This is a genomic window from Flavobacterium sp. T50_26, from assembly GCF_057652995.1.
In genome coordinates, this window is the sequence record NZ_JBYFCC010000006.1 from 112,858 (window position 1) to 137,102 (window position 24,245).

Genomic DNA, 24,245 nt, shown 5'->3' on the forward strand with positions numbered 1-24,245 from the left:
CTTAGAAAAAACAGACTGAGCAAACAAGCTTGGAATGAAAAGCGGGATTAGCTTCTTATCAGTTTTCTGTTGTCGGTTGTCGGTTGTCGGTTTTCTAGCCTGTTTCGCAGGAGAATTGCTTCGCCAGTTCGCTACCGCTCGGGCCTATTTCGACTTCGTCATCTTGCGAATTGACAAAGTGAGTGTGGAAACTGAGACTGCGACTGGAAACTGCGACTGAGACTGCGACTGAAAACTGCGACTGTATACTGACTACGTCAACATTCCCCCATCCACGTTCATTACTTGTCCGGTTACGTAGGCACTCAAATCTGAGGCTAAGAAAAGACAAGCATTGGCAACGTCTTCCGGTGTTCCGCCACGTTTTAATGGGATGGAATCTCTCCAGCCTTGCACAACTTCTTCGTTTAATTTTCCGGTCATTTCGGTTTCGATAAATCCTGGTGCGATGGCGTTACAACGGATGTTTCGCGAACCTAATTCTAACGCAATTGACTTAGTAAAACCAATCATTCCTGCTTTTGAAGCGGCGTAATTTGCTTGTCCGGCATTTCCTTTTACTCCAACAACCGAACTCATGTTTACGATGGAACCTTTGCGGTTTTTCAACATTACTTTTTGAACGGCTTTGGTCATATTGAAAACCGATTTTAGGTTAATTTCGATTACTTTGTCGAAATCTTCTTCAGACATCCTCATTAATAAATTGTCCTTTGTGATTCCGGCGTTGTTGATTAAAATATCGATGGTGCCGAATTCTGCCAATACATCATCGGCTAATTTTTGAGCTTCGTTAAAATCGGCTGCGTTTGATTTGTATCCTTTGGCTTTGATTCCTAAAGCGTTTAGTTCGTTTTCTAAAACCAAAGCAGATTCGGCAGACGAACTGTATGTAAATGCCACATTTGCTCCGTGTTGAGCAAAAACTTTAGCGATTCCACTACCAATTCCGCGACTGGCTCCGGTGATGATGGCTACTTTTCCTTCTAATAATTTCATGCTATGTTTGTTTGTTTTGTTTGATTTGAACGACAAATATAAGTAATTCTATTGGCAGAATAGAATGGAATCAGCGTGTTTTTGATGTTAAAAGAAAATTAATTTTTGATTTCATTATTAGACGCATAAATGAAATTTAACTTCGTAAATTTCAATTTAATGTGAATATTTCATAATTAGCTTGTCCCAAAAGGTGCTATAAATTGCTATGATTGTAAACAAAAATAGAAATAAGTAATACCATGCGTTGAGCAGTAAATCTGTCCACGTTAACGCACCACCGGCAAAGCTGAGGATGAGTAAAACTTGTGCTCCATAAGGCAATAAACCTTGAAAAATACATGAAAAAATGTCTAAAATAGTGGCTGTTTTTTTTGCACTTAAGTGGTATTCATCATTAATTTCTTTAGCAATTCCGCCAGTTACAACGATGGAAACGGTGTTGTTTGCAATAGCAACATTAACCAATCCAACTAAGGTTCCAATTCCCATTTGAGCAGAGCGTTTAGATTTTATTCTTTTTTTAATTTGATGCAAAATAAAAGCAATTCCGCCTGCTTTATCAACCATGGCTGCCAATCCACCTGTGAGCATTGAGAGCAAAAATATATCAGTCATGCTTGTAAAACCTTTGTAGATGGTTTGCGAGAAGGATAAAAGTGTAAAATCGCCTTGATAAAATCCGATGATTCCTGCAACAATTATTCCGATTACGAGAGTGGAAAAAACATTGATTCCAAGTAAAGCCAATATGATGACTAAAAGATAAGGTGTAATTGTAATGAATTGATAATCTTGTTCTTGCAAAAAAACTTCGGTTGAACCATGTCCAAAGAAAAGTAGTACTAAAACCGTTAAAGCAGCAGCTGGCAAAGCAATAAATAAATTAACTTTAAATTTGTCTTTCATTCTACAGCCGAGCGATTGAGTTGCTGCAATTGTTGTATCTGAAATTAGTGAAAGATTGTCGCCCAACATTGCTCCGCCAAGTAAAGCTCCACCAATGAGCGATACTGATGAGCCTGATTTGTCGGCTAACGAAATAGCAATTGGTCCAATAGCAACGATTGCTCCAACCGATGTTCCGGTGGCTGTGGATAAAAAGGCTGCTATCAAGAAAATTCCTAAAGGAAAATAGGCCGAATTTATATTTTGGATTCCGAAATTCACTACCGAATCAACTCCACCCATTGTTTTGGTAACCGTTGCAAAAGCTCCAGCCAAAAGATAAATTAAACACATGGTCATAATTTTTGAATCGCCACAACCTTTGATTAATGCTTGAATTTTTTCTTCTGTAGAAAGTTTGAATAATAAGAAAGCTGTAATAATTCCGAGTATAACAGCGATTGGAGAAGGAAGAGCATAAAAATCATTAAGAACAATTCCGCTACCGAGAAAAGTAAAAATAAATACGCCTAAAGGTAGTAATGCCAAAGCATTTCCTTTGTTTTGAGTTTGATTCATAGAGCAATTTTTTTCGTTATTGTTTCACGAATCCATTGCTTACTTGTCTAAAAATGGCATAGTAATGACAACATTTTTTCCAAAAGAATTGGCTTATCGTTTTAGCACCTTGCTTGTTGTTGCAGGTTGCTATCTTTGAAAAGATTCGTGATAACGGCGGCAAAATTAAATCAATTAGACCAAATAAAAAAGAAATTATGTTTTTTTTAAAATCCTTCTGGTAAAGGAACATACGAATCATCATTTTGCACCATTGGAAACGTTTTGTTCTTCCAATTCTCTTTTGCTTTTTCGATGGTTGATGAATCGGAAGCCACAAAATTCCAAAATATGTGACGTTCTTGTTCAAATGGTTGTCCGCCAAAAAGAATGATGTGCGAGTTGGGATGAATCGTCAACGAACACGCGTCTTCCGCTTTAGAAACCAACATATTCCCTTTTTCTACGTGATTATCGCAAGCTTGAATTGAACCTTCGACGATGCAAATTCCGATTTCGCCACGCACTTGTCCGTTGATTTGAAGTTGATATTCTTCTTCGGTTTTTATTTCAACCATGAACATTTCTGAAAAAACAGGAACAGGCGATGTTTTTCCGAAAGCGGTTCCGGCAACGAGTTTAAAATGGGTGCTTCCCTCCTGCCATTGTGGTAATTCATTGCTATCAAAATGATGAAATTCGGGTTGCATAAATTCTTTTTCTTTGGGAAGAGCCACCCAGATTTGATAGCCGTGCATTGTTAAAATGTTTCCGTTTCTGAATTCTTCAGGTGTTCGTTCGGTGTGTGTAACTCCACTACCGGCGACCATCCAATTGACTGATCCGGGTTGGATTTTAACTTTGGTTCCTAAACTATCTTCGTGCATCACTGCTCCTTCTAACAAAAATGTCAGTGTTGCGAGACCGATGTGAGGATGCTGATCTACATCCATATATTTATCAGGACCTAATTCTGTTGGCCCCATGTGGTCAATAAAAATAAACGGTCCGACCATTCTCTTTTTACGAAAAGGTAAAATTCTGCCGACTAAAAAATCGCCGATATCGCGGCTGCGTTCTTCTATAATTAAATCGATGTTTGACATGATATAAGTTTTTTATAAAAATAAAGAAAAGTTATGAGATAAAAAAAGCTCTAGCAACGCAGAACTTTTAAACCTATAAACTCTTAAACTTTTAAACCACTAAAATAGTTCAATCAACTTATTCACTGTATTCCAATTTCGACTTGTAGCAATTACATTTAACTTTTTTTCGATGTATTTTTGAGTCAGTTTTGTATTTCCTGCACCTGTTTCTAATTTCATATAGATTCTGTTTCCATCAATAAATGCTTCATCAGGTTTGAATTGGCTTATTTTTAATTCGTTCAAAAAAGTATTGTTTAATTCTTTTGAAATAAAGGCAACATATAATTTTTTAGTATCAACTCCTTTTTCTTTGAAAAATGGATTATTCGTCAAGCATTTTTCTAAGTCAGCTTTACTAATTACGATAATCGGAACATCAAAACCCAGGTGTTTAGCAATTTCTTGTTTGATGGTAAAACCAACACTTTGAGGATTTTCATCTTCCGATTTTACAAACACATTTCCAGATTGAACATAGGTTTCCACATTTTGAAAGCTAGCATTTTCAAGGATGGTTTTTAAAGTATCCATTTTAATCATGTTGTGACCGGATACGTTGATGCCGCGGAGAAGTACTAGGTGTTTCATTGGGTTAATTTTTATTGAGGTGTTTGATAATTTTGTCACATTTGAGCATCTTTACGTACGAAAAGTAATTTAGTAAAACAGAATTCTCATTCAATATTCCAAAAATAACCTAATTTTATCAATAATCACATAACAAACTTATTACACTTATTACAACCCAATTCTTCCTTAAAAGAATTTGATTTTTTTTATCGAATTGAAAAAAATTGTAACTTTGATTAAAATAATTGATTATGACTACGATAACTTTAAAAATAAATGAAAAATCAAAAGCAGGTAAACTTCTTACTGGTATGATTGAACTTTTAAGTAAAAACAAAAGTGATGTTGAAATTATCAGCACGCCAAATTTTGAAACGTTAAAAGCGATGGAAGATGCTAAAAACGGTAAAGTTATAAGAGCTAAAAATGCTAAAGAATTGATTTCAATCTTAAAATCATAATGTTTACTATAGTAGCCACAAATAAATTTAAAAAAGATTTTAAGCTTTGTATTAAAAGAGGTTTAAATATGAGTTTAATTGAAGATGTTATCTTACAATTAGAAAAAAATGGAACTTTACCATCAAATTTTAAGCCACATGTTTTAAAAGGTAATTACAAAGGATTTTGGGAATGTCATATTCAGCCAGATTGGTTATTAATTTGGCAGCAAGATGAAGAAATAAAACTGATTTCTTTGACTCGTACAGGAACGCATTCAGATTTATTTTAAAATTATTGATTAATAAGTTCGAAAACTCTAAATATTATCAAAAACAAAAAAAGGTTCCCCAATCACAAGAAAACCTTTTTTATATAATTACAAAATAATTTTAAAAAGCCACATTCCACCTCGGTAACTTCCCATTTTCCTTTAAAAATAATTGTAAAATTTGTCCTTCAACAAAAGTTGGAATTACTTTAGTTTTGTTGTTATAAGTTTCATACCAAAACACTTCAATTGCTTCAATTTTTTCTAATTTTAATTGTGTTTTCCAAGAATATTTACGAGCGGTTTTAGCAAATTGATGTCCGTTTACAATTTTGTCATACAAGCCACCATTTTTGGCTTTCAACGTTCCATCATTTTGAACCGTTCCGGTAGAACCGACCATGATTAATTCTTTATTGTCTTCTTGTATGGCATACACCAAAAATACACCACTGGCATCATTTGGAGCATTACAAACTACTTCCAAATCATCGTTTGACGAAAATTGAAAACTTCCACTATTTTTGAATTTGCTTACTTCTTTATACATTTTTATGCTTCTATTTTATATTGAAAAAAATAAGCCCTGACTAATCAAGGCTTATCATAACTTTATATTTTTGGATGATTATCCTAAAACTTCTTTTACTTTTTTACCAATCTCAGCTGGTGAATCAACAACGTGGATTCCGCTTTCTCTCATAATTCTTTTCTTCGCTTCTGCTGTGTCATCTGCACCACCAACGATAGCACCTGCGTGACCCATTGTTCTTCCTTTTGGAGCCGTTTCACCTGCGATAAAACCAACAACCGGTTTGCGGTTACCGTCGGCTTTGATCCATTTTGCTGCATCAGCTTCCAATTGACCTCCGATTTCACCGATCATTACGATACAATGTGTTTCAGGGTCATTCATCAATAATTCAACTGCTTCTTTGGTTGTAGTTCCGATGATTGGATCTCCGCCAATTCCGATAGCAGTTGTAATTCCTAAACCTTGTTTTACAACTTGGTCAGCCGCTTCATAGGTTAATGTTCCTGATTTTGAAACGATTCCAACATTTCCTTTTTTGAAAACGAAGCCAGGCATAATACCTACTTTCGCTTCTCCCGGAGTGATTACACCCGGACAGTTTGGCCCGATTAATCTACAATCTTTACTTTTAATATAAGCATATGCTTTAATCATATCGGCAACAGGAATTCCTTCCGTGATGGTGATAATTACTTTAATTCCGGCATCGGCAGCTTCCATAATGGCGTCGGCAGCAAAAGCGGGTGGTACAAAAATGATAGTTGTGTCTGCTCCTGCTTTTTCAACAGCATCTTTTACTGTATTGAAAACCGGACGATCTAAATGCGTTGTTCCTCCTTTACCCGGAGTAACTCCACCAACTACATTTGTTCCGTATTCAATCATTTGAGAAGCATGGAAAGTTCCTTCGCTTCCTGTAAATCCTTGAACAATTATTTTTGAATCTTTATTAACTAAAACGCTCATGATTGTGTTTGTTTGTGTTTAATTTTCGAGTTACAAAAGTAATTCTTTCGATTACTTTTTTTATGCTTTTTTATATTTTTTTTGCAAAATTACTATACAATTTATTTTTTTAAGGTAATTGGCTCATTTGATAACCTCGAAACAATTTTCCGTCAACAATTTCCCAAATCACAAAAAAATAAGCTAATCGATTGATTTGATTAGGATTTTCAATAGTAGTTCCAAAATGAGTATAATGCACAGAAACTAAATTATCTTCCGCTAAAATTTGATGAATTTGAACCACAAATGTTTCATATCCAATTTTTAAATCATTCGCCATTTGAATCAATTCGTCACGGTTTTTCTTTAAAAAACCTTTGCTACTGTTCCATTCTAAAATTACATCAGGATGTAAAAAAGATTCCAACGTTTTGCTATTATACAAAGCATCAGAATTATAAAACGATTGAACTAATTCTTTTGGGTTCATTTTATTTTAATTTTTCAATTATCTCCGGTATTCGTTTAATATTGGCCAATTGTTTCAACTTTTCACGTGATTCTTCAATTGGTGTTCCGAAATAGGTTTTTCCTCCATCAACTGATTTTGTCACGCCGGTTTGTCCCATAATTACAGCTTTAGAACCAATAGTGATTCCGCTTGTTGTTCCTACTTGACCCCATAAAGTTACTTCATCTTCAATGATAACGCAACCTGCAATTCCGGTTTGAGCAGCAATTAAGCATTTTTTTCCGATAACGGTATCATGACCAACATGCACTTGGTTGTCAATTTTTGTTCCGGCACCAATGGTTGTATCGCCTGTTACACCTCTGTCGATGGTACACAAAGCTCCGATTCCAACATTATCTTCTATTACTACTCGACCTCCTGAAAGCAATTGATCAAATCCTTCTGGTCTTTTCTTATAATAAAAAGCATCAGCTCCTAATATAGTTCCGGCTTGAATCATCACATTATCACCAATTACACAATGATCATAAATACAAACATTGGCGTGGATGAGACAATTTTTACCGATTTTCACATTGTTTCCAACAAAGCAATTCGGTTGAATTACTGTTCCTTCACCAATTTGAGCGGAAGAAGAAATAGAAACATTCGAATAGTTAAACGGTCTAAAATGATTCGTTAATTTATTAAAATCACGAAATGGATCATCAGAAATCAACAATGCTTTTCCTTCAGGGCAATCAACTTGTTTGTTAATTAAAACAATAGTTGCTGCCGATTGAAGTGCTTTATCGTAATATTTCGGATGGTCAACAAATACAATATCTCCCGATTCAACCACATGAATTTCATTCATACCCTGAACCGGAAAATTTTCATCTCCTACAAATTCACTACCAATAATTTGTGCTATTTCTTTGAGCGAATGTGTTTTTGGAAATTTCATAAAACTTGAAATTTGTTATTGAAATTGATATTGATTTTTTTAATTGAGTTTTGAAACTATTCTTTCACACGCTCCATGTATGCACCCGAAGCCGTATCAATTTTAATTTTATCTCCTTCATTAATGAATAAAGGGACGTTTACACTTGCACCTGTTTCCACTTTAGCTGGTTTTGTAGCATTTGTTGCGGTATTTCCTTTAACACCCGGTTCTGTATAAGTTACTTCCAAAATAATTGAAGCCGGCATATCAACTGACAAAGGTAAATCGGTTTCTGTATTAATTTGTACCATTACGTTTGTTCCTTCTTTCAATAAATCTGGAGCATCCAACACATCTTTATTCAATGTAATTTGCTCAAAACTTTCGGTATTCATGAAATAAAACTCAGTTCCTTCTGAATATAAAAACTGAAAAGTATGTGTTTCAACACGAACTACATCAATTTTGTGTCCGGCAGAAAATGTATTGTCTAACACTTTTCCGTTGGTTAAACTTTTTAATTTTGTACGAACAAAAGCCGGTCCTTTTCCTGGTTTTACGTGAAGAAATTCAATGATTTTATATATATCGTGGTTGTGTTTGATACATAATCCGTTTCTAATATCTGAAGTACTTGCCATTCTTGTTTTATTTTAATTTTTTGTATTTCTGTTTCTAATTTCTGAATTCTAATTTTCTAATAAACTCCTGTATAACCTTTCATCACTCCTCGTGAAGAGTTTCTGATGAACTGAAGAATTTCATCACGTTCCGGTGAAGCCGCCATTTCAGCTTCAATGATACTCACTGCTTGGGACGTATTGTAATTTTTTTGGTATAATATTCTGTATATTTCCTGAATTTCTCTGATTTTTTCAGATGTAAATCCTCTTCTTCGTAATCCAACTGAATTAATTCCAACATACGAAAGCGGTTCTTTTGCTGCTTTTGTAAATGGCGGAACATCTTTTCTGACTAACGAACCACCAGAAATCATAGCATGATCGCCAATATTAATAAATTGATGCACAGCTGCCAATCCGCCAATAATAGCAAAATTACCTACGGTAACGTGTCCTGCTAAAGCCACTCCGTTTACAATAATGGCATTATCGCCAATGTGACAATCGTGAGCCACGTGAGCCGTTGCCATGATAAGACAATTTTTTCCAATGGTTGTTTGACCGGAGGCAATGGTTCCTCTATTAATAGTTACACATTCACGAATTGTGGAATTGTCGCCTATAATTGCCAGTGAATCTTCTCCACCAAATTTTAAATCTTGCGGAACTGCTGAAATTACAGCTCCGGGAAAAATATTGCAATTCTTACCAATTCTGGCACCTTCCATTATGGTTACGTTGGAACCAATCCAGGTTCCTTCGCCAATAACTACATTATTATGAATGGTTGTAAACGGGTCAATTACTACATTTCGTGCAATTTTTGCTCCTGGGTGTACGTATGCTAAAGGTTGATTCATAGTTTAGTTGTTAGTTCTTTTTTGCAATTTGTGCCATTAGTTCGGCTTCGGCAACCAACTTTCCGTTGGCATACGCATTAGCTTGCATGTGACAAATTCCGCGACGAATTGGCGTAATCAAATCACATTTAAAAATTAATGTATCACCCGGCAACACTTTATGTTTGAATTTTACATTATCAATTTTCATAAAATAAGTAAGGTAATTTTCAGGATCCGGAACAGTGCTTAATACTAAAATTCCACCTGTTTGAGCCATTGCTTCCACAATTAAAACGCCAGGCATTACAGGAGCATCTGGAAAGTGACCTACAAAAAATGGTTCGTTCATAGTTACATTTTTCAATCCAACCACATGAGTTTCTGATAATTCAAAAATCTTATCGATTAACAAAAAAGGTGGTCGGTGTGGCAGCATTGCCATAATTTTATGAATATCCATCAACGGTTCCTGATGTAAATCATACGTTGGCACCTGATTTCTTTGTTCTATTTTAATGATTTTAGCTAATTTTTTTGCAAATTGAGTATTTACAAAATGTCCTGGTTTGTTGGCGATAACCTTACCTTGAATTCGAGTTCCAACCAAGGCCAAATCACCAATTACATCTAATAATTTATGGCGAGCTGCTTCGTTAGGATAATGTAATGTCAAATTGTCTAAGATGCCATTTGGTTTAACCGAAATTTTATCTTTTCCAAAAGCAGTTCTTAAATTTTCCATTGTTTCTGTTGAAATTTCTTTGTCAACATAAACGATGGCATTGTTTAAATCGCCTCCTTTTATTAAACCATTATTTAAAAGCGATTCCAATTCATGCAAGAAACTAAATGTTCTTGCATCAGCAATTTCTTTTTTAAAATCGCCTATATTTTTTAATGTTGCATTTTGAGTTCCTAATACTTTCGTACCAAAATCAACCATTGCAGTTACTTGATAAGAATCAGATGGCATAACCAAGATTTCACTTCCCGTTGCCTCATCTGTATATGAAATAACTTCTTTAACAACATATACTTTTCTGTCCGCATCTTGTTCAACAACTTCAGCTTGTTCAATAGCTTCAACAAAATACTTAGATGAACCATCCATAATTGGTGGTTCAGAAGCATTTAGCTCAATAATAATATTATCAATATCGCAACCAATGCAAGCTGCTAAAACGTGTTCTGAGGTTTGAATTTTAACCGCATTTTTTTCTAAATTGGTTCCGCGTTGTGTATTTACCACATAATTTGCATCAGCTTCAATGATTGGATGACCTTCTAAATCCACTCTTACAAATGAAAATCCGTTGTTTATAGGAGCCGGTTTGAATGTCATTACAACTTCCTGACCTGTGTGTAATCCTACTCCTTTTAAAGTAACTTCGTTTTTTATGGTTTTTTGTTTAACCGATTGTACCATTATTCTTTAGTTATTGTTTTTTTTAATACTTCTAAATCGTTTACGATTTTTGGCAAATTTTTAAAATGTACGTATGATTTGCTATAATCTCCATAATTAAATGAGGGTGAACCTTGAACTGTCTCGCCATCTTTTAGATTTTTACCAATTCCGGATTGAGCTTGGATGCGAACTCCATCACCTATAACTAGATGACCTGCAATTCCAACTTGACCTCCAATCAAACAATTTCTTCCTATTCTTGTTGATCCTGCTATGCCTGTTTGTGCAGCAATTACAGTGTTTTCACCAATTTCAACATTATGAGCAATATGAATTTGATTATCAAACTTTACACCTTTTCTAATAATTGTTGAACCTAAAGTTGCTCTGTCAATGGTTGAACAAGCTCCAATTTCTACATTATCTTCTATGATAACATTTCCTATTTGTGGAATTTTATCATAACTTCCATCAGCCATTGGTGCAAATCCAAACCCATCAGAACCCACAATTGTTCCGGAATGTATGGTGCAATTATTACCAATTTCAGTTTCCGAATAAACTCTTGCACCAGCGAAAAATACACAATTATCGCCAATTATAACATTATCTCCGATAAAACTATTTGGATAAATTTTTACGTTACTGCCAATTTTCACGTTTTTACCAATATAGCAAAAGCTTCCTAAATACAATCCTTCACCATACGTAACTCCTTCAGAAACAACAGAAGGTTGCTCGATTCCGGATTTCATCAATTTTACTTGATTGTAATATTCAAGTAATTTTGAAAAAGATTTGTATGCATCTTCAACCGTGATTAAAGTTGCCGAAATTTCTTGTTCCGGTTCAAATGATTTATTAACTATTACAATTGATGCTTTTGTTGAATAAATATAATTTACATATTTTGGATTGGCTAAAAAAGTAAGCGATCCTTCGGATCCTTCTTCGATTTTTGACAATTTATAGACTTCAACATTGGGATTTCCAACGACTTCGCCTTCTAATATGGATGCTATTTGTGCTGCAGTAAATTTCATTCCGACAAAAATATAAAAAACTACCTAAAATTTGTTAATTTCTTCGAGTACTTTTGGAAAACAAATATAGAATTTTGTTACCGGCTTAGAGAATGCTTTGGAATTAAGTTGATCTGAAGAAATCACGATATCCTCAATGGTCTTATCTTTTTTAACAATTTTGATTGGTTGCGACTCTTTATTATAACCCAACGTTTTTATTTTTCCTTTAAATACAAAATAATCCGTTTCTGACATGGAGATAGGATATTGTTGCAATAATTGTTCTTTATATGCTGTCAACACTTCTCTATCAAACTTTTCATTGCTCACTTTAATTTTCAGTAAATCTCTGTTGATAATCATTTTGCTTAAAGAACTAAGTACAAAATCATCATGATATTGCCATGATTTCATCGCACTCATAATATCAAAATCATCCAATTGGGAAAATTTCTCTAAAATTTCTACTGTAAAATCTTCTTTTTCAATTTTATTATTCAAAAAAAATGAAAGTGGTTTTGATGCATCCAAAACAATTCCTTTTTGCGAAAGTTCTTTGGCTCTTTTTAATGCTTTAGTGAGAATTAGTTCGGCTACCAAACTGGTTTTATGTAAGTAGGCTTGCCAATACATCAATCGTCTGGCCATTAGGAATTTTTCGATGGAATAAATGGCTTTTTCCTCCACAACCAACACATCATCAATCACATGTAGCATCTGAATTAATCGGTCGGAATTAATATTTCCCTCGGCCACACCGGAATAAAAACTATCTCTTTTTAAATAATCCATTCGATCCATATCCAACTGACTCGAAATCAATTGAAGCATGAATTTTCGATGATATTCTCCTTTAAAAACCTGAATGGCTAAACTTAATTTCCCATCAAATTCCTCATTAAGACGATTCATAAATAAAAGGGAAATTTCTTCGTGATGCACATTTTCAACAATACTTTGTTCTAAAGCATGTGAAAACGGTCCGTGTCCAATATCATGCAACAAAATAGCGACATAAAGAGCTGTTTCTTCGTCTTGCGTAATTGAAATTCCCTTAAAACGAAGAACTTCAACGGCTTTTTGCATCAAATGCATCGCTCCCAAAGCATGATGAAAACGGGTATGATGTGCTCCCGGATAGACCAAATAAGACAATCCCATTTGAGAAATTCTTCGCAATCGCTGAAAGTACGGATGCTGAATTAAATCGAAAACCAATTCGTTCGGAATGTTAATAAATCCGTAAATTGGATCGTTAAAAATTTTTAATTTATTGGTTCGACTCACAAAGTTAGAATTGGATTGCAAATATACTGATTTTGAATTTGTATTAATCATTCATTTTTTACAATAACTTTAATACTTCCTACGTTCGATAATTGTTAAATTGCACCAAATAAAAAAACACCTCTATGGACAAAATAAAAATTCTTTGGGTAGATGATGAAATTGATTTACTCAAACCACATATTCTTTTTTTAGAAAATAAAAATTATGCTGTAACCACTTGCAATAATGGTCGTGATGCGGTTGATATATTTGAAGAAAACCAGTTTGATATTGTGTTTTTGGATGAAAATATGCCTGGTATGAGCGGCTTGGAAACCCTTTCGGAAATGAAAGAAAAAAAATCGGCCGTTCCCGTGATTATGATTACCAAAAGCGAGGAAGAGCATATCATGGAAGAAGCTATTGGTTCTAAAATTGCTGATTATTTGATTAAACCGGTTAATCCAAATCAAATTTTATTAGCATTAAAGAAAAATTTAGATCATTCCCGTTTAATTACCGAAAAAACGACGTTAGATTATCAGAAAGAATTTCGAAAAATTGCGATGGATTTAGCTATGGTAAATTCCTTTGAAGATTGGACGGAATTGTATAAAAAATTAATTTTCTGGGAAATTGAATTAGAAAACATCGAAGACCAAGGATTGATTTCTATTTTAGAATCTCAAAAAGTAGAAGCTAACAGCCAATTCGGAAAATTTATTGAAAAAAATTATGAAAAATGGTTTGAAGAAAAAGCAGACAAACCGGTTTTATCGCACAAATTATTCAGAGAATATGTTGTTCCTGAGATCGTAAAAAAAGACAAACCTATTCTTTTTGTTGTGATTGACAATTTGCGTTATGACCAATGGAAAGCGTTTGAAAGTGTTGTAAACAACCATTACAAACCGGAAAAAGAAGCTGCTTATTATGCCATGTTACCAACCGCTACGCAATATGCCAGAAATGCTATTTTTTCAGGTTTAACTCCTTTAGAAATGGAAAAACAATTTCCTCAATATTGGCGAAATGATGTGGAAGACGGTGGAAAAAACCTCTATGAAGGCGAATTTTTAGAAGCTCAATTAAAACGATTAGGCCTACACATAAAAAGTGAATACTATAAAATCACCAATTTTAAAGATGGTAAAAAGTTAGTTGATAATTTCAAAGGACTTAAAAACAACGATTTAACTACAATTGTTTATAATTTTGTAGATATGCTTTCACACGCTAAAACCGAAATGGAAGTGGTAAAAGAACTAGCTTCTAATGACAAAGCGTATCGTTCGTTAACACTAAGCTGGTTCAAGAATTCTCCTTTGTTGGAAATGATTCAAATGGCACAACAAATGGGTTTCAAACTTATTTTAACCACCGATCACGGAACTATAAACGTAAAAAATCCATCAAAAGTAATTGGCGATAAAAACACAAGTTTGAACCTTCGTTACAAAACCGGAAGAAGCTTAACCTACGAAGACAAAGATGTTTATGCTGTGAAAGATCCGAAAAAAATCGGTTTACCCTCCATCAACATGAGTAGTTCATTTATTTTTGCCAAAAATGATTTGTTCTTAGCATATGTAAATAATTACAATCATTATGTGAGCTATTATCGGAATTCGTATCAACATGGTGGAATTTCATTAGAAGAAATGATCGTGCCGTTTTTGGTGTTTAATCCAAGGTAAAGTCAGTTGTCAGTTGTCGGTTGTCGGTTGAAAACAGTAGTAATTTAGCAGGAACAAATCTGTTTAAATCTATTATAGCGAAGCTATCAAAAATCTGTGAAAATCAGTTCAATCAGTGAAAATCTGTGTGCTATTTTATCTAACCCCTCTCCAAAGGAGAGGATGATTGGAACCCATAAAATTTGCTAATTTTGTAATTTGAATAAAATTCTCTGTACCACTAAAAGTGAAAAAACTAAAATGCAATACCAGTTCAATTTAAGCGAAATAGAATCCATCGCTCAAAAAATAATTTCATCCAACCTCGAAAAAGTTATTCTTTTTAACGGGCAAATGGGTGCCGGAAAAACTACACTTATTAAAGCTTTATCCAAAGCTTTAGGTGTAAAAAATCCAACCTCCAGCCCTACTTTTTCTTTGGTTAACGAATATGAAGCTAAAGAAGGATTGGTTTATCACTTTGATATGTATCGTCTAAAAAATGAAATGGAAGCCCTTGATTTCGGTATCGAAGATTATGTCTATTCCGGACATTGGTGCTTTATCGAATGGGCAGAAAAAATTCCAAATTTAATTCCTGAGAAACATAGTGTCATTACGATAGAAATTTTAGAAAACGGTGATCGAAAGTTAATTTTAAACTGATTTATAGTTCAAATCAACCTGAAACCTGAAACTTTAAACTTAAAAATGGAACACGGATTGAACGGATTTGCTTTGTAAAACGCTGATTTTTACAGATTTTAATAGCTTCGCTATAATAGATAAAAAACGGATTCGTCTGTGAAACATTTTCTTTTTAGCACAAATCAACCTGAAACCTCAAACCTGAAACCTGAAACTTTTCAGAAAAAAAATAACTCTTTTTATTTCCAAAATAATTCCTAACTTAGACACTTATTTTTACAATTTGATTTATGCCCATAACACCTTTCTCCAAACAGCAATTACTTCCGCAGGAAGAAAAATTGGAAATTGCCCGACATAAAAGCGAATTATTTATCGGAATTCCCAAAGAAACTTCCTATCAGGAACGTAGAATTTGTTTGACACCGGATGCTGTCAATTCACTCGTTTCGCATGGTCATCGAGTAATGTTGGAAGCCGGGGCCGGAGAAAGTGCGAGTTATTCCGATAAAGAATATTCCGATGCCGGAGCAGAAATCACACAAGATCCTAAAAAAGTTTTTAGTTGTCCGATGATTCTAAAAGTAGAACCACCAACTTCTACAGAAATCGAAATGATCAATCCCAATACAATTATCATTTCTGCCATACAATTAAAGACACGCAAAAAAGAATATTTCGAAAAATTAGCTAAGAAAAAAATCACCGCATTTGCGTTTGAATTCATCAAAGATGACGATGGCTCCTACCCTGCCGTGAAATCATTAAGCGAAATTGCCGGAACAGCTTCCATCTTAATTGCTGCAGAATTAATGATTAACAATCAATTCGGAAAAGGCTTACTCTTTGGCAATATTACCGGCGTTGCTCCTACCGATGTCGTGATTATTGGTGCAGGAACGGTAGGTGAATTTGCTGCTAAAACCGCTCTTGGTTTAGGAGCAAATGTAAAAGTTTTCGACAATTCAATCACTAAACTGCGTCGTTTACAAAATAATTTAAAACATCCAATTTTCACTTCTACCATACAACCGAAAGGACTTTTAAAAGCGTTACGTCGTTGCGATGTGGCCATTGGTGCAATGCGTGGACAAAACCGCACACCAGTTGTGGTGACCGAAACCATGGTGGAACACATGAAAAAAGGAGCTGTAATTGTCGATGTGAGTATTGACACCGGCGGTTGTTTTGAAACGTCGGAAATCACAACACACGAAAAACCGACTTTTATAAAAAATAACGTAGTGCATTATTGTGTGCCAAATATTCCGTCCCGCTATTCTAAAACGGCTTCGTTGTCGATTAGTAACATTTTAACTCCTTATCTAATTCAAATTGCGGAAGACGGCGGTGTAGAAAGTGCCATTCGTTGCAACCGCGGACTCAAAAACGGACTCTATTTTTACCACGGCATCTTGACTAACAAATCAATTGGCGATTGGTTTGATTTACCAAACAGCGATATTAATTTGATTGTGTTTTAGCGAATTTGTTCGTACTTTTGCCGCATTAAAACTTAGAAATGAAATTCTATCAACGTCTTGCTTTTTTCCTTTTCGGTTTATTAATCGGAGTTATTTTTCTTATTTATTTTTTAGGGGCAAAAGCCGAAGCAAGAGGCGTAACATTCTGTTATTTACCCAATTGTCGTGTATTGAAAGACATTCGTACCAAACCGTTTCACTACTCTGAAGAAGCCTCAAAAGTATTGGCGGAAACGTGGATTGATACGGTTGACATCAAAAATACGTTAACACATGGCGATGTAGATTTTGACCTAAGCAACGTAAAAGAAGGAGCTGCCAAGTTATATGTCATCGAAGGCAAAACCATAAATCAGGTTCCAATCACCTTAGAAGTACTAAACTTTGAGAAAAAAGCCGTTTTAAAATCCATCAAAAAATAGCAACATGAACTGCCTCATTCGTCCTGTTACCGAAACCGATTTTGAGGCTGTTTATCAATTTATCAATGAGTTAGAAGATTGCGTTTTTCCTAAAGAATCGCAACGAGCAATCTTTCTCGAAAACCTCGCCAATTCCAAACATATTTTTCTGCTTGCCGAAATCAACAAAATGCCGGTTGGTTTTCTGAGCTGTCACGTTCAAAACCTGATTCATCACGGCGGTTTGGTAGGTGAAATTCAGGAAATGTTTGTCGATACCAATTATAGAAGTCTCCACATTGGCAAACAATTGCTCAATGAATTAAAAACCATCGCAAAACAAAATAATCTTCTTCAAATTGAAGTCACTTCCGGCTTTAAACGCGAAAAAGCACATGCATTTTATGAACGCGAAGAATTTCCGCATACGCACAAGAAGTTTGTGTGGAAATGTAACCGTTAGTCATTTATTTATAAGCTATTCCCGCTTTCCGCTATAAGCTTTTGCTCAAAAACCTTCTTTTCTAAGGTTTTGCAGTAGCTCCCAAGGTCGCTCTGCCAAACCAAGAAAAAATAGGTTTTTTTCACAAAAGGCTTTCCGCTACAATCGGGGCTAGGAGATTGTGCTGAAAAACAAAATTCAGTGAATAAAGTAGTTTTGATGATTTGTGAGATTTATTTATTAAATTTGAGAAAATAAATCTAACGATTGTCAGACATATACACCCAATTTAGTGTAGACAAGTCTGATTTTGTCAGACATATATAAGTTAGCTGACATTATACCAAAAATCCTTTAAAATCAACTTTAGAGAATGGAACTCGAAAAAAAATTCAAAACGAAAACAGGGTTTTGTCATATTTTACCCGACAAAATTATTTTAACTAGAGATGGAATAATTGGAAATGTTGCAAAAAATACCGTTGGAAATGGAATTTCAAGAATACTAATTATTTATTCTTCTTTTGCTTTTTTCTTACTTTATTTTGGTTTTAAAGCATATCAAGAAAATAAAGTTGTTACCGCATTATTTTATATATTTTTTGCTTGTTATTTATTGTTTAAAGTAAAACAAAGTATGAACTATTCTGCAACTTCAACAATTGAAAGAGATAAAATTAAAGAAGTGAAATTCATAGATGCAAAATATGGTGCTACACGTTCAAGGTTTGAAGTTCTTTTTGAAGATGAAAAAGGAAAAATTAAAACTCGATTAATTTTACTTCCAGGTTCATTAAATGACGGCGAAAATGAAACGAAAAAAGCACTTGAAATTATGAAAATCGAAAAAATATATACTTACAAAAGTAACGTCAGCTAACAACGGTTCCTTTGTAAAGCACCATAAAGTTATCAACAACTTTGAATAAGGGTTATATGTTAGTTTTTTTTTCGAGTAAGGTTATCCGGTCCAATGGCTTGTTGGAAAAGTTGGCAACAACTTTTTGTCCGTCGAAGGTATTGGAGTAAAAAGTTAGGTGCACTTTATCAATGACGCCACGAAAGTTTTTCCTCTTCTATTTACCAAATATGATCATACAACTTAAATGCACTGACATTCCTTTTTGGGCAATAAATGAACTTTTTAAGGCGTTTTAGAACCTTTTATTTTTTAATTTACTTATATTATTGTAAGTTAAAACCAATATATTTACGTTATAATTAATTAAAATCAGTTCCTAAATGGTTTTTTAAGCTAACTAGCTGCAAGCATATCGCAACTCACAACCAGACAGAAAATGAAAGAAATAGTTGAACTTTCGGACAAAGAAATTACAATCGACAGAAATGAGTTTCTTAAAATAAAAGGTAGCATTGACACTAATTTGTATTATATCGTAAGTGGAAGTTTGAGAATTTTTGTTTTAGATGATTACGTGGAACAAACGATTAGGTTTGGTTACAAAGAAAATTTAATTGTTTCGTTGGACTCTTTTTTGACGGGAAGTCCTTCTAACTTATATATTCAAGCAATTAAAAAGACTGTTGTAAAAGTCGTAACCAAAGAGCAAATTAACATATTTTTAGAAAAGGAAAATAATCAAAATTTATGGACAAAAATTTTAGAAAATTTGGTTGTTCAACAAATGGAACGAGAAATTGACATTTTAACAAATTCGCCAAAAGAACGATATGAAAGAGTTTTAAAACGAAGTCCACAACTTTTTCAAGAAATTCCAAACAGACATATTGCAAATTATTTGCGAATGAGTGCCGAAACTTTATCAAGACTAAAAAAGTCTTGACTTCAATCAAGATTTATTGAAAATACAAATTAGAACTTTGCATAAAATTTAAAATTATGCTATCAGAGAAATTAATACAAACGCTTTTGGAACAAACAAAGCAAATTATAAACCAAGCAGAAAAACTAAAATCCTACGATTTGAATAAATTAACGTGGAAAGAAGACGAAATTTCGTGGAGTATTTTAGAGTGTTTGGAACATTTGAACTTATATGGCGACTTTTATTTGCCACAAATAGAAAGTAAAATAGAAAATTCAACTACTAAGACTGATATTGAATTTTACAGTGGAATTTTAGGGAATTACTTTGCGAAAAGTATGTTACCAAAGGAAAAGTTGAATAAAATGAAAACATTTAAAGACAAAAATCCATTAAATGCAAATCTTGACAAAACGGTAATTGACAAATTTATAAATCAACAAATCAAACTTCTGGAATTGCTAAATAAATCAAGAAATGTGAGTTTAAACAAAGTAAAAATTCAGACTTCAATTTCAAGTTTAATCAAACTCAAGTTGGGCGACACTTTTCAGTTTTTTATCAATCATATTATTAGACATTTAAACCAAATTGACAGAATACAAACTGCGATAAAAAAAGCCAACAGCTAACAAGGTTTTTGCTTAAGGCGGGCTGAAGTGCAAAACCCAACCTCAGTTTTTCAATTAAAATTAGCAATAAAACCAGCTTTTGTGCTTCGATTTCCTGCTCGAACGCAAAACCCTAAACCGCTAAAACAATCAAAAATCCAATTGAATAGATTTAAGTTTTACAAAGAATAATAAAGCAATTGGCACACAATTCCTTTATCTTCTTCGGAACCCCAGCTCACCTAAGTCTTCCTTAACAGCACAATACTCTTCGAAGTCTAATAACTTCTAAGCAAAAATATCCTTGAGAAAATACTCATATAGCAATCCCACCAACAAAAACTTAGAGTCTTACAACCTTTTTTACAAAACAAAAAAGTCCTAAAAACAAAAAAACCACCTGAAAATCAGATGGTTCAATGTGACCCAGTCAGGATTCGAACCTGAGACCTACTGCTTAGAAGGCAGTTGCTCTATCCAGCTGAGCTACTGGGCCATTGGTCGGGGTGGCAGGATTCGAACCTGCGGCCTCCTGCTCCCAAAGCAGGCGCGATAACCGGGCTACGCTACACCCCGAAAAAAAGCGGAGAGACAGGGACTCGAACCCTGGCGACAGTTACCCGTCGACAGATTAGCAATCTGCTCCGTTACCACTCCGGCACCTCTCCTATTCTGCAAAGAACTTAACTTTTTTGCGGTTGCAAATGTAGCTTTTCATTCTTTAGTTTACAAGTATTTATCTTGTTTTTTTAATATTTTTTTTGCTTTTCTTTAAAATCACTTAGAAGTCAATTACATAGCTAATCTATCAAAAAAATATAATTGTATGACTTTACCAAGTAATAGTAAAAACAACATCTACTTCTCTTCATTCAAAAATTATAAAAAAGATAATTTTTGTGCTAAAAATAGCTGTAAAATAGTTAATTTCGCAACATAAACAAACGTAAACTTAGTTATGAATAAAAAAGTAGTCATCGTTTCTGCAGTTAGAACACCAATTGGTAGTTTTATGGGAGGTTTATCCACTGTATCTGCACCACAATTAGGAGCAATTGCAATTCAAGGAGCTTTAGCAAAAATAAATTTAGATCCAAAACTTGTTGATGAAGTTTTAATGGGTAATGTGGTGCAAGCCGGAGTTGGTCAAGCTCCTGCAAGACAAGCTGCCATTTTAGCCGGATTACCAAACACTGTTCCATGTACAACTGTTAATAAAGTTTGTGCTTCTGGAATGAAAGCTGTCATGCAAGCTGCACAAGCAATCCAATCAGGAGATGCAGAAGTTGTTGTTGCTGGTGGAATGGAAAACATGAGTTTAATTCCGCATTACGTTCATTTGCGTAATGGTTATAAATTTGGCCCAACAACTATGGTAGATGGAATGCAAAAAGATGGTTTAACTGATGCGTATGATAACAATGCAATGGGTGTTAGTGCCGATTTGTGTGCATCAGAATATAAAATTTCGAGAGAAGAGCAAGATGCGTTTGCTATTCAATCGTATGAGCGTTCTGCAAAAGCTTGGTCTGAAGGAAAATTTGACTCGGAAATTGTTCCGGTTGCCGTTCCACAACGAAGAGGCGAACCAATAATTGTTTCAAAAGACGAAGAATTTACAAATGTAAAATTAGATAAAATACCAAGTCTAAATCCTGCTTTCACAAAAGATGGTTCGGTTACGGCCGCAAATGCTTCAACCATAAACGACGGTGCAGCTGCTTTAATTTTAATGAGTGAAGAAAAAGCACATTCTTTAGGATTAAAGCCATTAGCATTCATTAGAAGTTATGCAGACGCCGCACACGAACCTAAATGGTTTACTACTGCTCCGGCAAAAGCATTACCTAAGGCGTTAGATAAAGTTGGGCTCTCAATTACAGATGTTGATTATTTTGAATTTAATGAAGCATTCTCTGTAGTTGGTTTGGCCAATGCAAAAATACTTGGCCTTGATGGTTCAAAAATTAACGTAAATGGAGGTGCAGTATCATTAGGTCATCCATTGGGTTGCTCGGGTGCAAGAATTATTGTTACTTTGCTAAATGTATTACAACAAAACAATGCTAAACTTGGAGCTGCTGCAATTTGCAACGGAGGCGGTGGTGCATCGGCAATTGTAATCGAAAGAGCATAATCAAGAAACATTAATTTTCATGTACGGAATCTGCAATTTAGCCATCATTCCACTCAGAATTGAACCAAATGATAGAAGCGAGCAAGTTTCGCAAGTCTTGTTTGGTGAACATTTTGAAATACTCGAACAACTAAAACAATGGTTTAAAATTCGTTTGCAGTATGATAATTATGAAGGTTGGATTGACTCCAAACAATGTCAGATTATTTCGGAAAGTGATTTTAATGAAATTTCAAATAGTGCCCTGATTTTAAATCATGATTTGGTGGAATATGTAACATCAAAAGACAATTTACTTATTCCGATACTGCTGGGCTCTTCTTTATCTTTTTTGAATTATGATACTATAAATATCAATAATTTTGAATTTGAAGGACTGAAAGTAACAGGTATAAAACCAAAAAGTGATTTAATAAAAACCGCATTTATGTATTTGAATGCTCCTTATTTATGGGGCGGAAAAACACCTTTTGGCATTGATTGTTCTGGTTTCACACAAATGGTTTATAAACTTAACGGATATAAACTGCTACGCGATGCATCACAACAATCTACACAAGGAGAAGCGTTAAGTTTTATTGAAGAAAGTGAACCGGGAGATTTAGCTTTTTTTGATAATGAAGAAGGTAAAATTATTCACGTTGGCATTATTATGAATGACAATTACATCATTCACGCAAGTGGAAAAGTTAGAATTGACCGATTAGATCATTTAGGAATTTATAATGCGGAGACGAATCGTCATACGCATAAATTGAGAGTTATTAAAAAAATTATATAAAAAAATCCCGATTTAAAAATCGGGATTTTTTGCTTATATCAATAAACTGATTTTAGTTCATTGAAGCTTTTAAAGCTTTATACTTGTCAGTCATATCTAATGAAGTGTAAACATTTAGAAGTGTTCTTTTAGCCTCGACATTAGTAGGATCAAATTCAACAACTTTTTCTAAATAAGGAAGAGCATCTTTAAACACTTTTTCTCTTTCTACTTTTAGTTCTTCATAACGTTTATTATCTTTTGCAGAATTTCCTAAACTGTTCATTTCTTCAACAAGTTTAGTATCTGCATCTAATTTTAAAATAGCAAGATTTAAATACGCATTTGAATATTTTGGGTTTAATTCAATAGCTTTTTTATAATATTTTTCAGCATCAACTGCATTTGCAGAAGTACCTGAAATAACACCTAAATTATAATATAAATCGGCATCATTGGGAGATTTTTGTAAAACTTCTTCGATCACTCTTTTATAAGAAGCATAATCTTTTGCATCTAAATACAAATTGGCTTCTGTTAATGCTAATGAAGTATCATCCGGATTATCTTTTTTTGCTTCTAAAATTGCTTGTAAAGCTTTATCCTTTTCACCTTTTTCAACTAAAATAAGAGCATAATTTCTATAAACTTCTCCTCTTTTAGATGGAATTTTTTCATCTCTTGGATTTATATGCAACTTTAATTTTACAGAATTATCACGTTCTTGTTTTGTATTAAACGCCTCTTCTTCACCACTTACAACGCTTTTAGCATAATAAGACATTCCTTTGCCAGAATAATTCAACTTTTTTAATTTTTCATAATAGGTTAAGGCAACATCATAATCTTTACCATTTACAGCAGATCCAGCAGCATAATAAAGATATGAAGTGTCTTTTGGGCTTAGCATATAAGCTTCGTACAACTTTTGAGAACTTTCTTTAAATCTTTTGTTATCACTATCTTTAATTGCTTCAGCAACCAATTTATCTTTAACAGATACTAATGATTGAGTTGCTTGTTCAGAATATTTTGATTTTCCAATTTTCTTCTCAGTTGCAATTAATTCTTGATAAGATGTAGCAGCTGCAAGAAGATTTTTACTGGTCTCCATGTTTTTGTTCGCCAATTCTAACAAAGCATTACCTTTTAGGAAATAAAACTGAGCTTTTTCTTGATCAGTTGCACTACCAATTACACCTTCGGCTGCAGCCAAGGCATTTTTTACAGCAGTTGGTTCAAAGTTTTTAATAGCCTTTTCCAACGCTTTTAGTTGATCTTTTTGGGCATATGATCCCAAACTTAACATCAAAGCAAAAGCGGAAATAATGTATCTACTTTTCATTGTAAATCTAATTTTAATTAATA

General features: G+C 34.0%; 26 protein-coding genes, 3 tRNA genes and 1 riboswitch. Of the genes, 12 read left to right on the top strand and 17 right to left on the bottom strand.

Annotation, left to right across the window (positions count from 1 at the left end; genetic code table 11):
• Window positions 1-252: 252 nt before the first annotated feature.
• The 4 genes from fabG to AC23MC_RS05210 all read right to left on the bottom strand — a co-directional run bounded on the left by fabG (window position 253) and on the right by AC23MC_RS05210 (window position 4,184).
• The gene (fabG, locus tag AC23MC_RS05195) at window positions 253-999 is read right to left on the bottom strand and encodes a 3-oxoacyl-[acyl-carrier-protein] reductase (RefSeq protein WP_276975734.1); all 747 of its coding nucleotides are present in this window, start codon (window positions 997-999) and stop codon (window positions 253-255) included.
• A gap of 156 nt (window positions 1,000-1,155) precedes the next feature.
• Entirely contained in the window at window positions 1,156-2,466 is a 1,311-nt protein-coding gene (locus AC23MC_RS05200) for a Na+/H+ antiporter NhaC family protein (RefSeq protein ID WP_487567308.1), read from the bottom strand.
• A gap of 63 nt (window positions 2,467-2,529) precedes the next feature.
• A riboswitch (SAM-I-IV-variant riboswitch) is annotated at window positions 2,530-2,625 on the bottom strand.
• 47 nt (window positions 2,626-2,672) lie between these two features.
• Window positions 2,673-3,551, bottom strand: a complete 879-nt coding sequence (locus tag AC23MC_RS05205) for a pirin family protein (RefSeq protein ID WP_487567307.1) — start codon at window positions 3,549-3,551, stop codon at window positions 2,673-2,675.
• A gap of 99 nt (window positions 3,552-3,650) precedes the next feature.
• Window positions 3,651-4,184: a DUF1697 domain-containing protein gene (locus AC23MC_RS05210; protein ID WP_487567306.1), complete on the bottom strand. Its 534-nt coding sequence runs from the start codon at window positions 4,182-4,184 to the stop codon at window positions 3,651-3,653.
• 233 nt (window positions 4,185-4,417) lie between these two features.
• Here AC23MC_RS05210 and AC23MC_RS05215 point away from each other — a divergent pair, with 233 nt between their 5' ends.
• Together AC23MC_RS05215 and AC23MC_RS05220 are read left to right on the top strand one after the other, a co-directional pair.
• The gene (locus tag AC23MC_RS05215; protein ID WP_487567305.1) at window positions 4,418-4,627 is read left to right on the top strand and encodes a hypothetical protein; all 210 of its coding nucleotides are present in this window, start codon (window positions 4,418-4,420) and stop codon (window positions 4,625-4,627) included.
• Window positions 4,627-4,899 (top strand): type II toxin-antitoxin system YafQ family toxin, encoded by a 273-nt coding sequence (locus tag AC23MC_RS05220; RefSeq protein ID WP_487567304.1) that lies wholly within the window; start codon window positions 4,627-4,629, stop codon window positions 4,897-4,899. Before AC23MC_RS05215 ends, AC23MC_RS05220 begins: the two co-directional genes overlap by 1 nt.
• A 100-nt stretch (window positions 4,900-4,999) precedes the next feature.
• Here AC23MC_RS05220 and AC23MC_RS05225 read toward each other — a convergent pair whose 3' ends face one another.
• The 9 genes from AC23MC_RS05225 to AC23MC_RS05265 all read right to left on the bottom strand — a co-directional run bounded on the left by AC23MC_RS05225 (window position 5,000) and on the right by AC23MC_RS05265 (window position 12,949).
• A complete protein-coding gene (locus AC23MC_RS05225) occupies window positions 5,000-5,428 on the bottom strand; it encodes a hypothetical protein (protein ID WP_487567303.1) in 429 nt (142 codons plus the stop codon).
• 78 nt (window positions 5,429-5,506) lie between these two features.
• The gene (gene sucD / locus AC23MC_RS05230; protein WP_487567302.1) at window positions 5,507-6,379 is read right to left on the bottom strand and encodes a succinate--CoA ligase subunit alpha; all 873 of its coding nucleotides are present in this window, start codon (window positions 6,377-6,379) and stop codon (window positions 5,507-5,509) included.
• Between the two features lie 109 nt (window positions 6,380-6,488).
• Entirely contained in the window at window positions 6,489-6,851 is a 363-nt protein-coding gene (locus AC23MC_RS05235; protein WP_487567301.1) for a nuclear transport factor 2 family protein, read from the bottom strand.
• A gap of 1 nt (window position 6,852) precedes the next feature.
• A complete protein-coding gene (locus AC23MC_RS05240; RefSeq protein WP_487567300.1) occupies window positions 6,853-7,782 on the bottom strand; it encodes a UDP-3-O-(3-hydroxymyristoyl)glucosamine N-acyltransferase in 930 nt (309 codons plus the stop codon).
• Between the two features lie 56 nt (window positions 7,783-7,838).
• The gene (gene efp / locus AC23MC_RS05245) at window positions 7,839-8,405 is read right to left on the bottom strand and encodes an elongation factor P (RefSeq protein ID WP_248433998.1); all 567 of its coding nucleotides are present in this window, start codon (window positions 8,403-8,405) and stop codon (window positions 7,839-7,841) included.
• Between the two features lie 56 nt (window positions 8,406-8,461).
• Window positions 8,462-9,247 carry an acyl-ACP--UDP-N-acetylglucosamine O-acyltransferase gene (gene lpxA / locus AC23MC_RS05250; RefSeq protein WP_248433999.1) on the bottom strand — a complete coding sequence of 262 codons (786 nt, stop codon included), beginning with the start codon at window positions 9,245-9,247 and terminating at the stop codon, window positions 8,462-8,464.
• 10 nt (window positions 9,248-9,257) lie between these two features.
• Window positions 9,258-10,655 (bottom strand): bifunctional UDP-3-O-[3-hydroxymyristoyl] N-acetylglucosamine deacetylase/3-hydroxyacyl-ACP dehydratase, encoded by a 1,398-nt coding sequence (locus AC23MC_RS05255; protein WP_487567299.1) that lies wholly within the window; start codon window positions 10,653-10,655, stop codon window positions 9,258-9,260.
• Entirely contained in the window at window positions 10,655-11,680 is a 1,026-nt protein-coding gene (lpxD, locus tag AC23MC_RS05260; protein WP_487567298.1) for a UDP-3-O-(3-hydroxymyristoyl)glucosamine N-acyltransferase, read from the bottom strand. Before lpxD ends, AC23MC_RS05255 begins: the two co-directional genes overlap by 1 nt.
• A 24-nt stretch (window positions 11,681-11,704) precedes the next feature.
• On the bottom strand, window positions 11,705-12,949 hold the full coding sequence (locus tag AC23MC_RS05265) for an HD domain-containing protein (protein WP_487567396.1): 1,245 nt from the start codon (window positions 12,947-12,949) through the stop codon (window positions 11,705-11,707).
• Between the two features lie 125 nt (window positions 12,950-13,074).
• Between AC23MC_RS05265 and porX the strand changes: the two genes are divergently transcribed.
• The 8 genes from porX (at window position 13,075) to AC23MC_RS05305 (ending at window position 20,001) form a co-directional block, all read left to right on the top strand.
• Entirely contained in the window at window positions 13,075-14,628 is a 1,554-nt protein-coding gene (gene porX / locus AC23MC_RS05270) for a T9SS response regulator signal transducer PorX (protein ID WP_487567297.1), read from the top strand.
• A gap of 240 nt (window positions 14,629-14,868) precedes the next feature.
• A complete protein-coding gene (tsaE, locus tag AC23MC_RS05275; protein WP_487567296.1) occupies window positions 14,869-15,273 on the top strand; it encodes a tRNA (adenosine(37)-N6)-threonylcarbamoyltransferase complex ATPase subunit type 1 TsaE in 405 nt (134 codons plus the stop codon).
• Between the two features lie 272 nt (window positions 15,274-15,545).
• On the top strand, window positions 15,546-16,739 hold the full coding sequence (locus AC23MC_RS05280) for an alanine dehydrogenase (protein WP_487567295.1): 1,194 nt from the start codon (window positions 15,546-15,548) through the stop codon (window positions 16,737-16,739).
• Between the two features lie 38 nt (window positions 16,740-16,777).
• On the top strand, window positions 16,778-17,161 hold the full coding sequence (locus AC23MC_RS05285; protein ID WP_487567294.1) for a DUF4258 domain-containing protein: 384 nt from the start codon (window positions 16,778-16,780) through the stop codon (window positions 17,159-17,161).
• Between the two features lie 4 nt (window positions 17,162-17,165).
• Window positions 17,166-17,603, top strand: coding sequence for a GNAT family N-acetyltransferase (locus AC23MC_RS05290; protein ID WP_487567293.1), 438 nt, complete (start codon window positions 17,166-17,168; stop codon window positions 17,601-17,603).
• 352 nt (window positions 17,604-17,955) lie between these two features.
• On the top strand, window positions 17,956-18,462 hold the full coding sequence (locus AC23MC_RS05295; RefSeq protein WP_487567292.1) for a phosphoribosylaminoimidazolesuccinocarboxamide synthase: 507 nt from the start codon (window positions 17,956-17,958) through the stop codon (window positions 18,460-18,462).
• Window positions 18,463-18,880: 418 nt separating this feature from the next.
• Window positions 18,881-19,387: a Crp/Fnr family transcriptional regulator gene (locus tag AC23MC_RS05300; protein WP_487567291.1), complete on the top strand. Its 507-nt coding sequence runs from the start codon at window positions 18,881-18,883 to the stop codon at window positions 19,385-19,387.
• A 56-nt stretch (window positions 19,388-19,443) separates the two neighbouring features.
• Complete coding sequence (locus AC23MC_RS05305) at window positions 19,444-20,001, top strand: DinB family protein (protein ID WP_487567290.1); 558 nt, start codon at window positions 19,444-19,446, stop codon at window positions 19,999-20,001.
• Window positions 20,002-20,402: 401 nt separating this feature from the next.
• On the opposite strand, the gene AC23MC_RS05310 is transcribed toward AC23MC_RS05305, so the two are convergent.
• From AC23MC_RS05310 to AC23MC_RS05320, 3 genes are all read right to left on the bottom strand, one after another.
• Window positions 20,403-20,476, bottom strand: a tRNA-Arg gene (locus AC23MC_RS05310).
• Window positions 20,477-20,478: 2 nt separating this feature from the next.
• A tRNA-Pro gene (locus AC23MC_RS05315) sits at window positions 20,479-20,556 on the bottom strand.
• Between the two features lie 8 nt (window positions 20,557-20,564).
• Window positions 20,565-20,648 (bottom strand) — tRNA-Ser (locus tag AC23MC_RS05320).
• Window positions 20,649-20,938: 290 nt separating this feature from the next.
• Between AC23MC_RS05320 and AC23MC_RS05325 the strand changes: the two genes are divergently transcribed.
• Together AC23MC_RS05325 and AC23MC_RS05330 are read left to right on the top strand one after the other, a co-directional pair.
• Entirely contained in the window at window positions 20,939-22,117 is a 1,179-nt protein-coding gene (locus AC23MC_RS05325) for an acetyl-CoA C-acyltransferase (protein ID WP_487567289.1), read from the top strand.
• 19 nt (window positions 22,118-22,136) lie between these two features.
• Window positions 22,137-22,898, top strand: a complete 762-nt coding sequence (locus AC23MC_RS05330) for a C40 family peptidase (protein WP_487567288.1) — start codon at window positions 22,137-22,139, stop codon at window positions 22,896-22,898.
• 52 nt (window positions 22,899-22,950) lie between these two features.
• On the opposite strand, the gene AC23MC_RS05335 is transcribed toward AC23MC_RS05330, so the two are convergent.
• On the bottom strand, window positions 22,951-24,222 hold the full coding sequence (locus AC23MC_RS05335; RefSeq protein ID WP_487567287.1) for a tetratricopeptide repeat protein: 1,272 nt from the start codon (window positions 24,220-24,222) through the stop codon (window positions 22,951-22,953).
• Window positions 24,223-24,245: the final 23 nt, after the last annotated feature.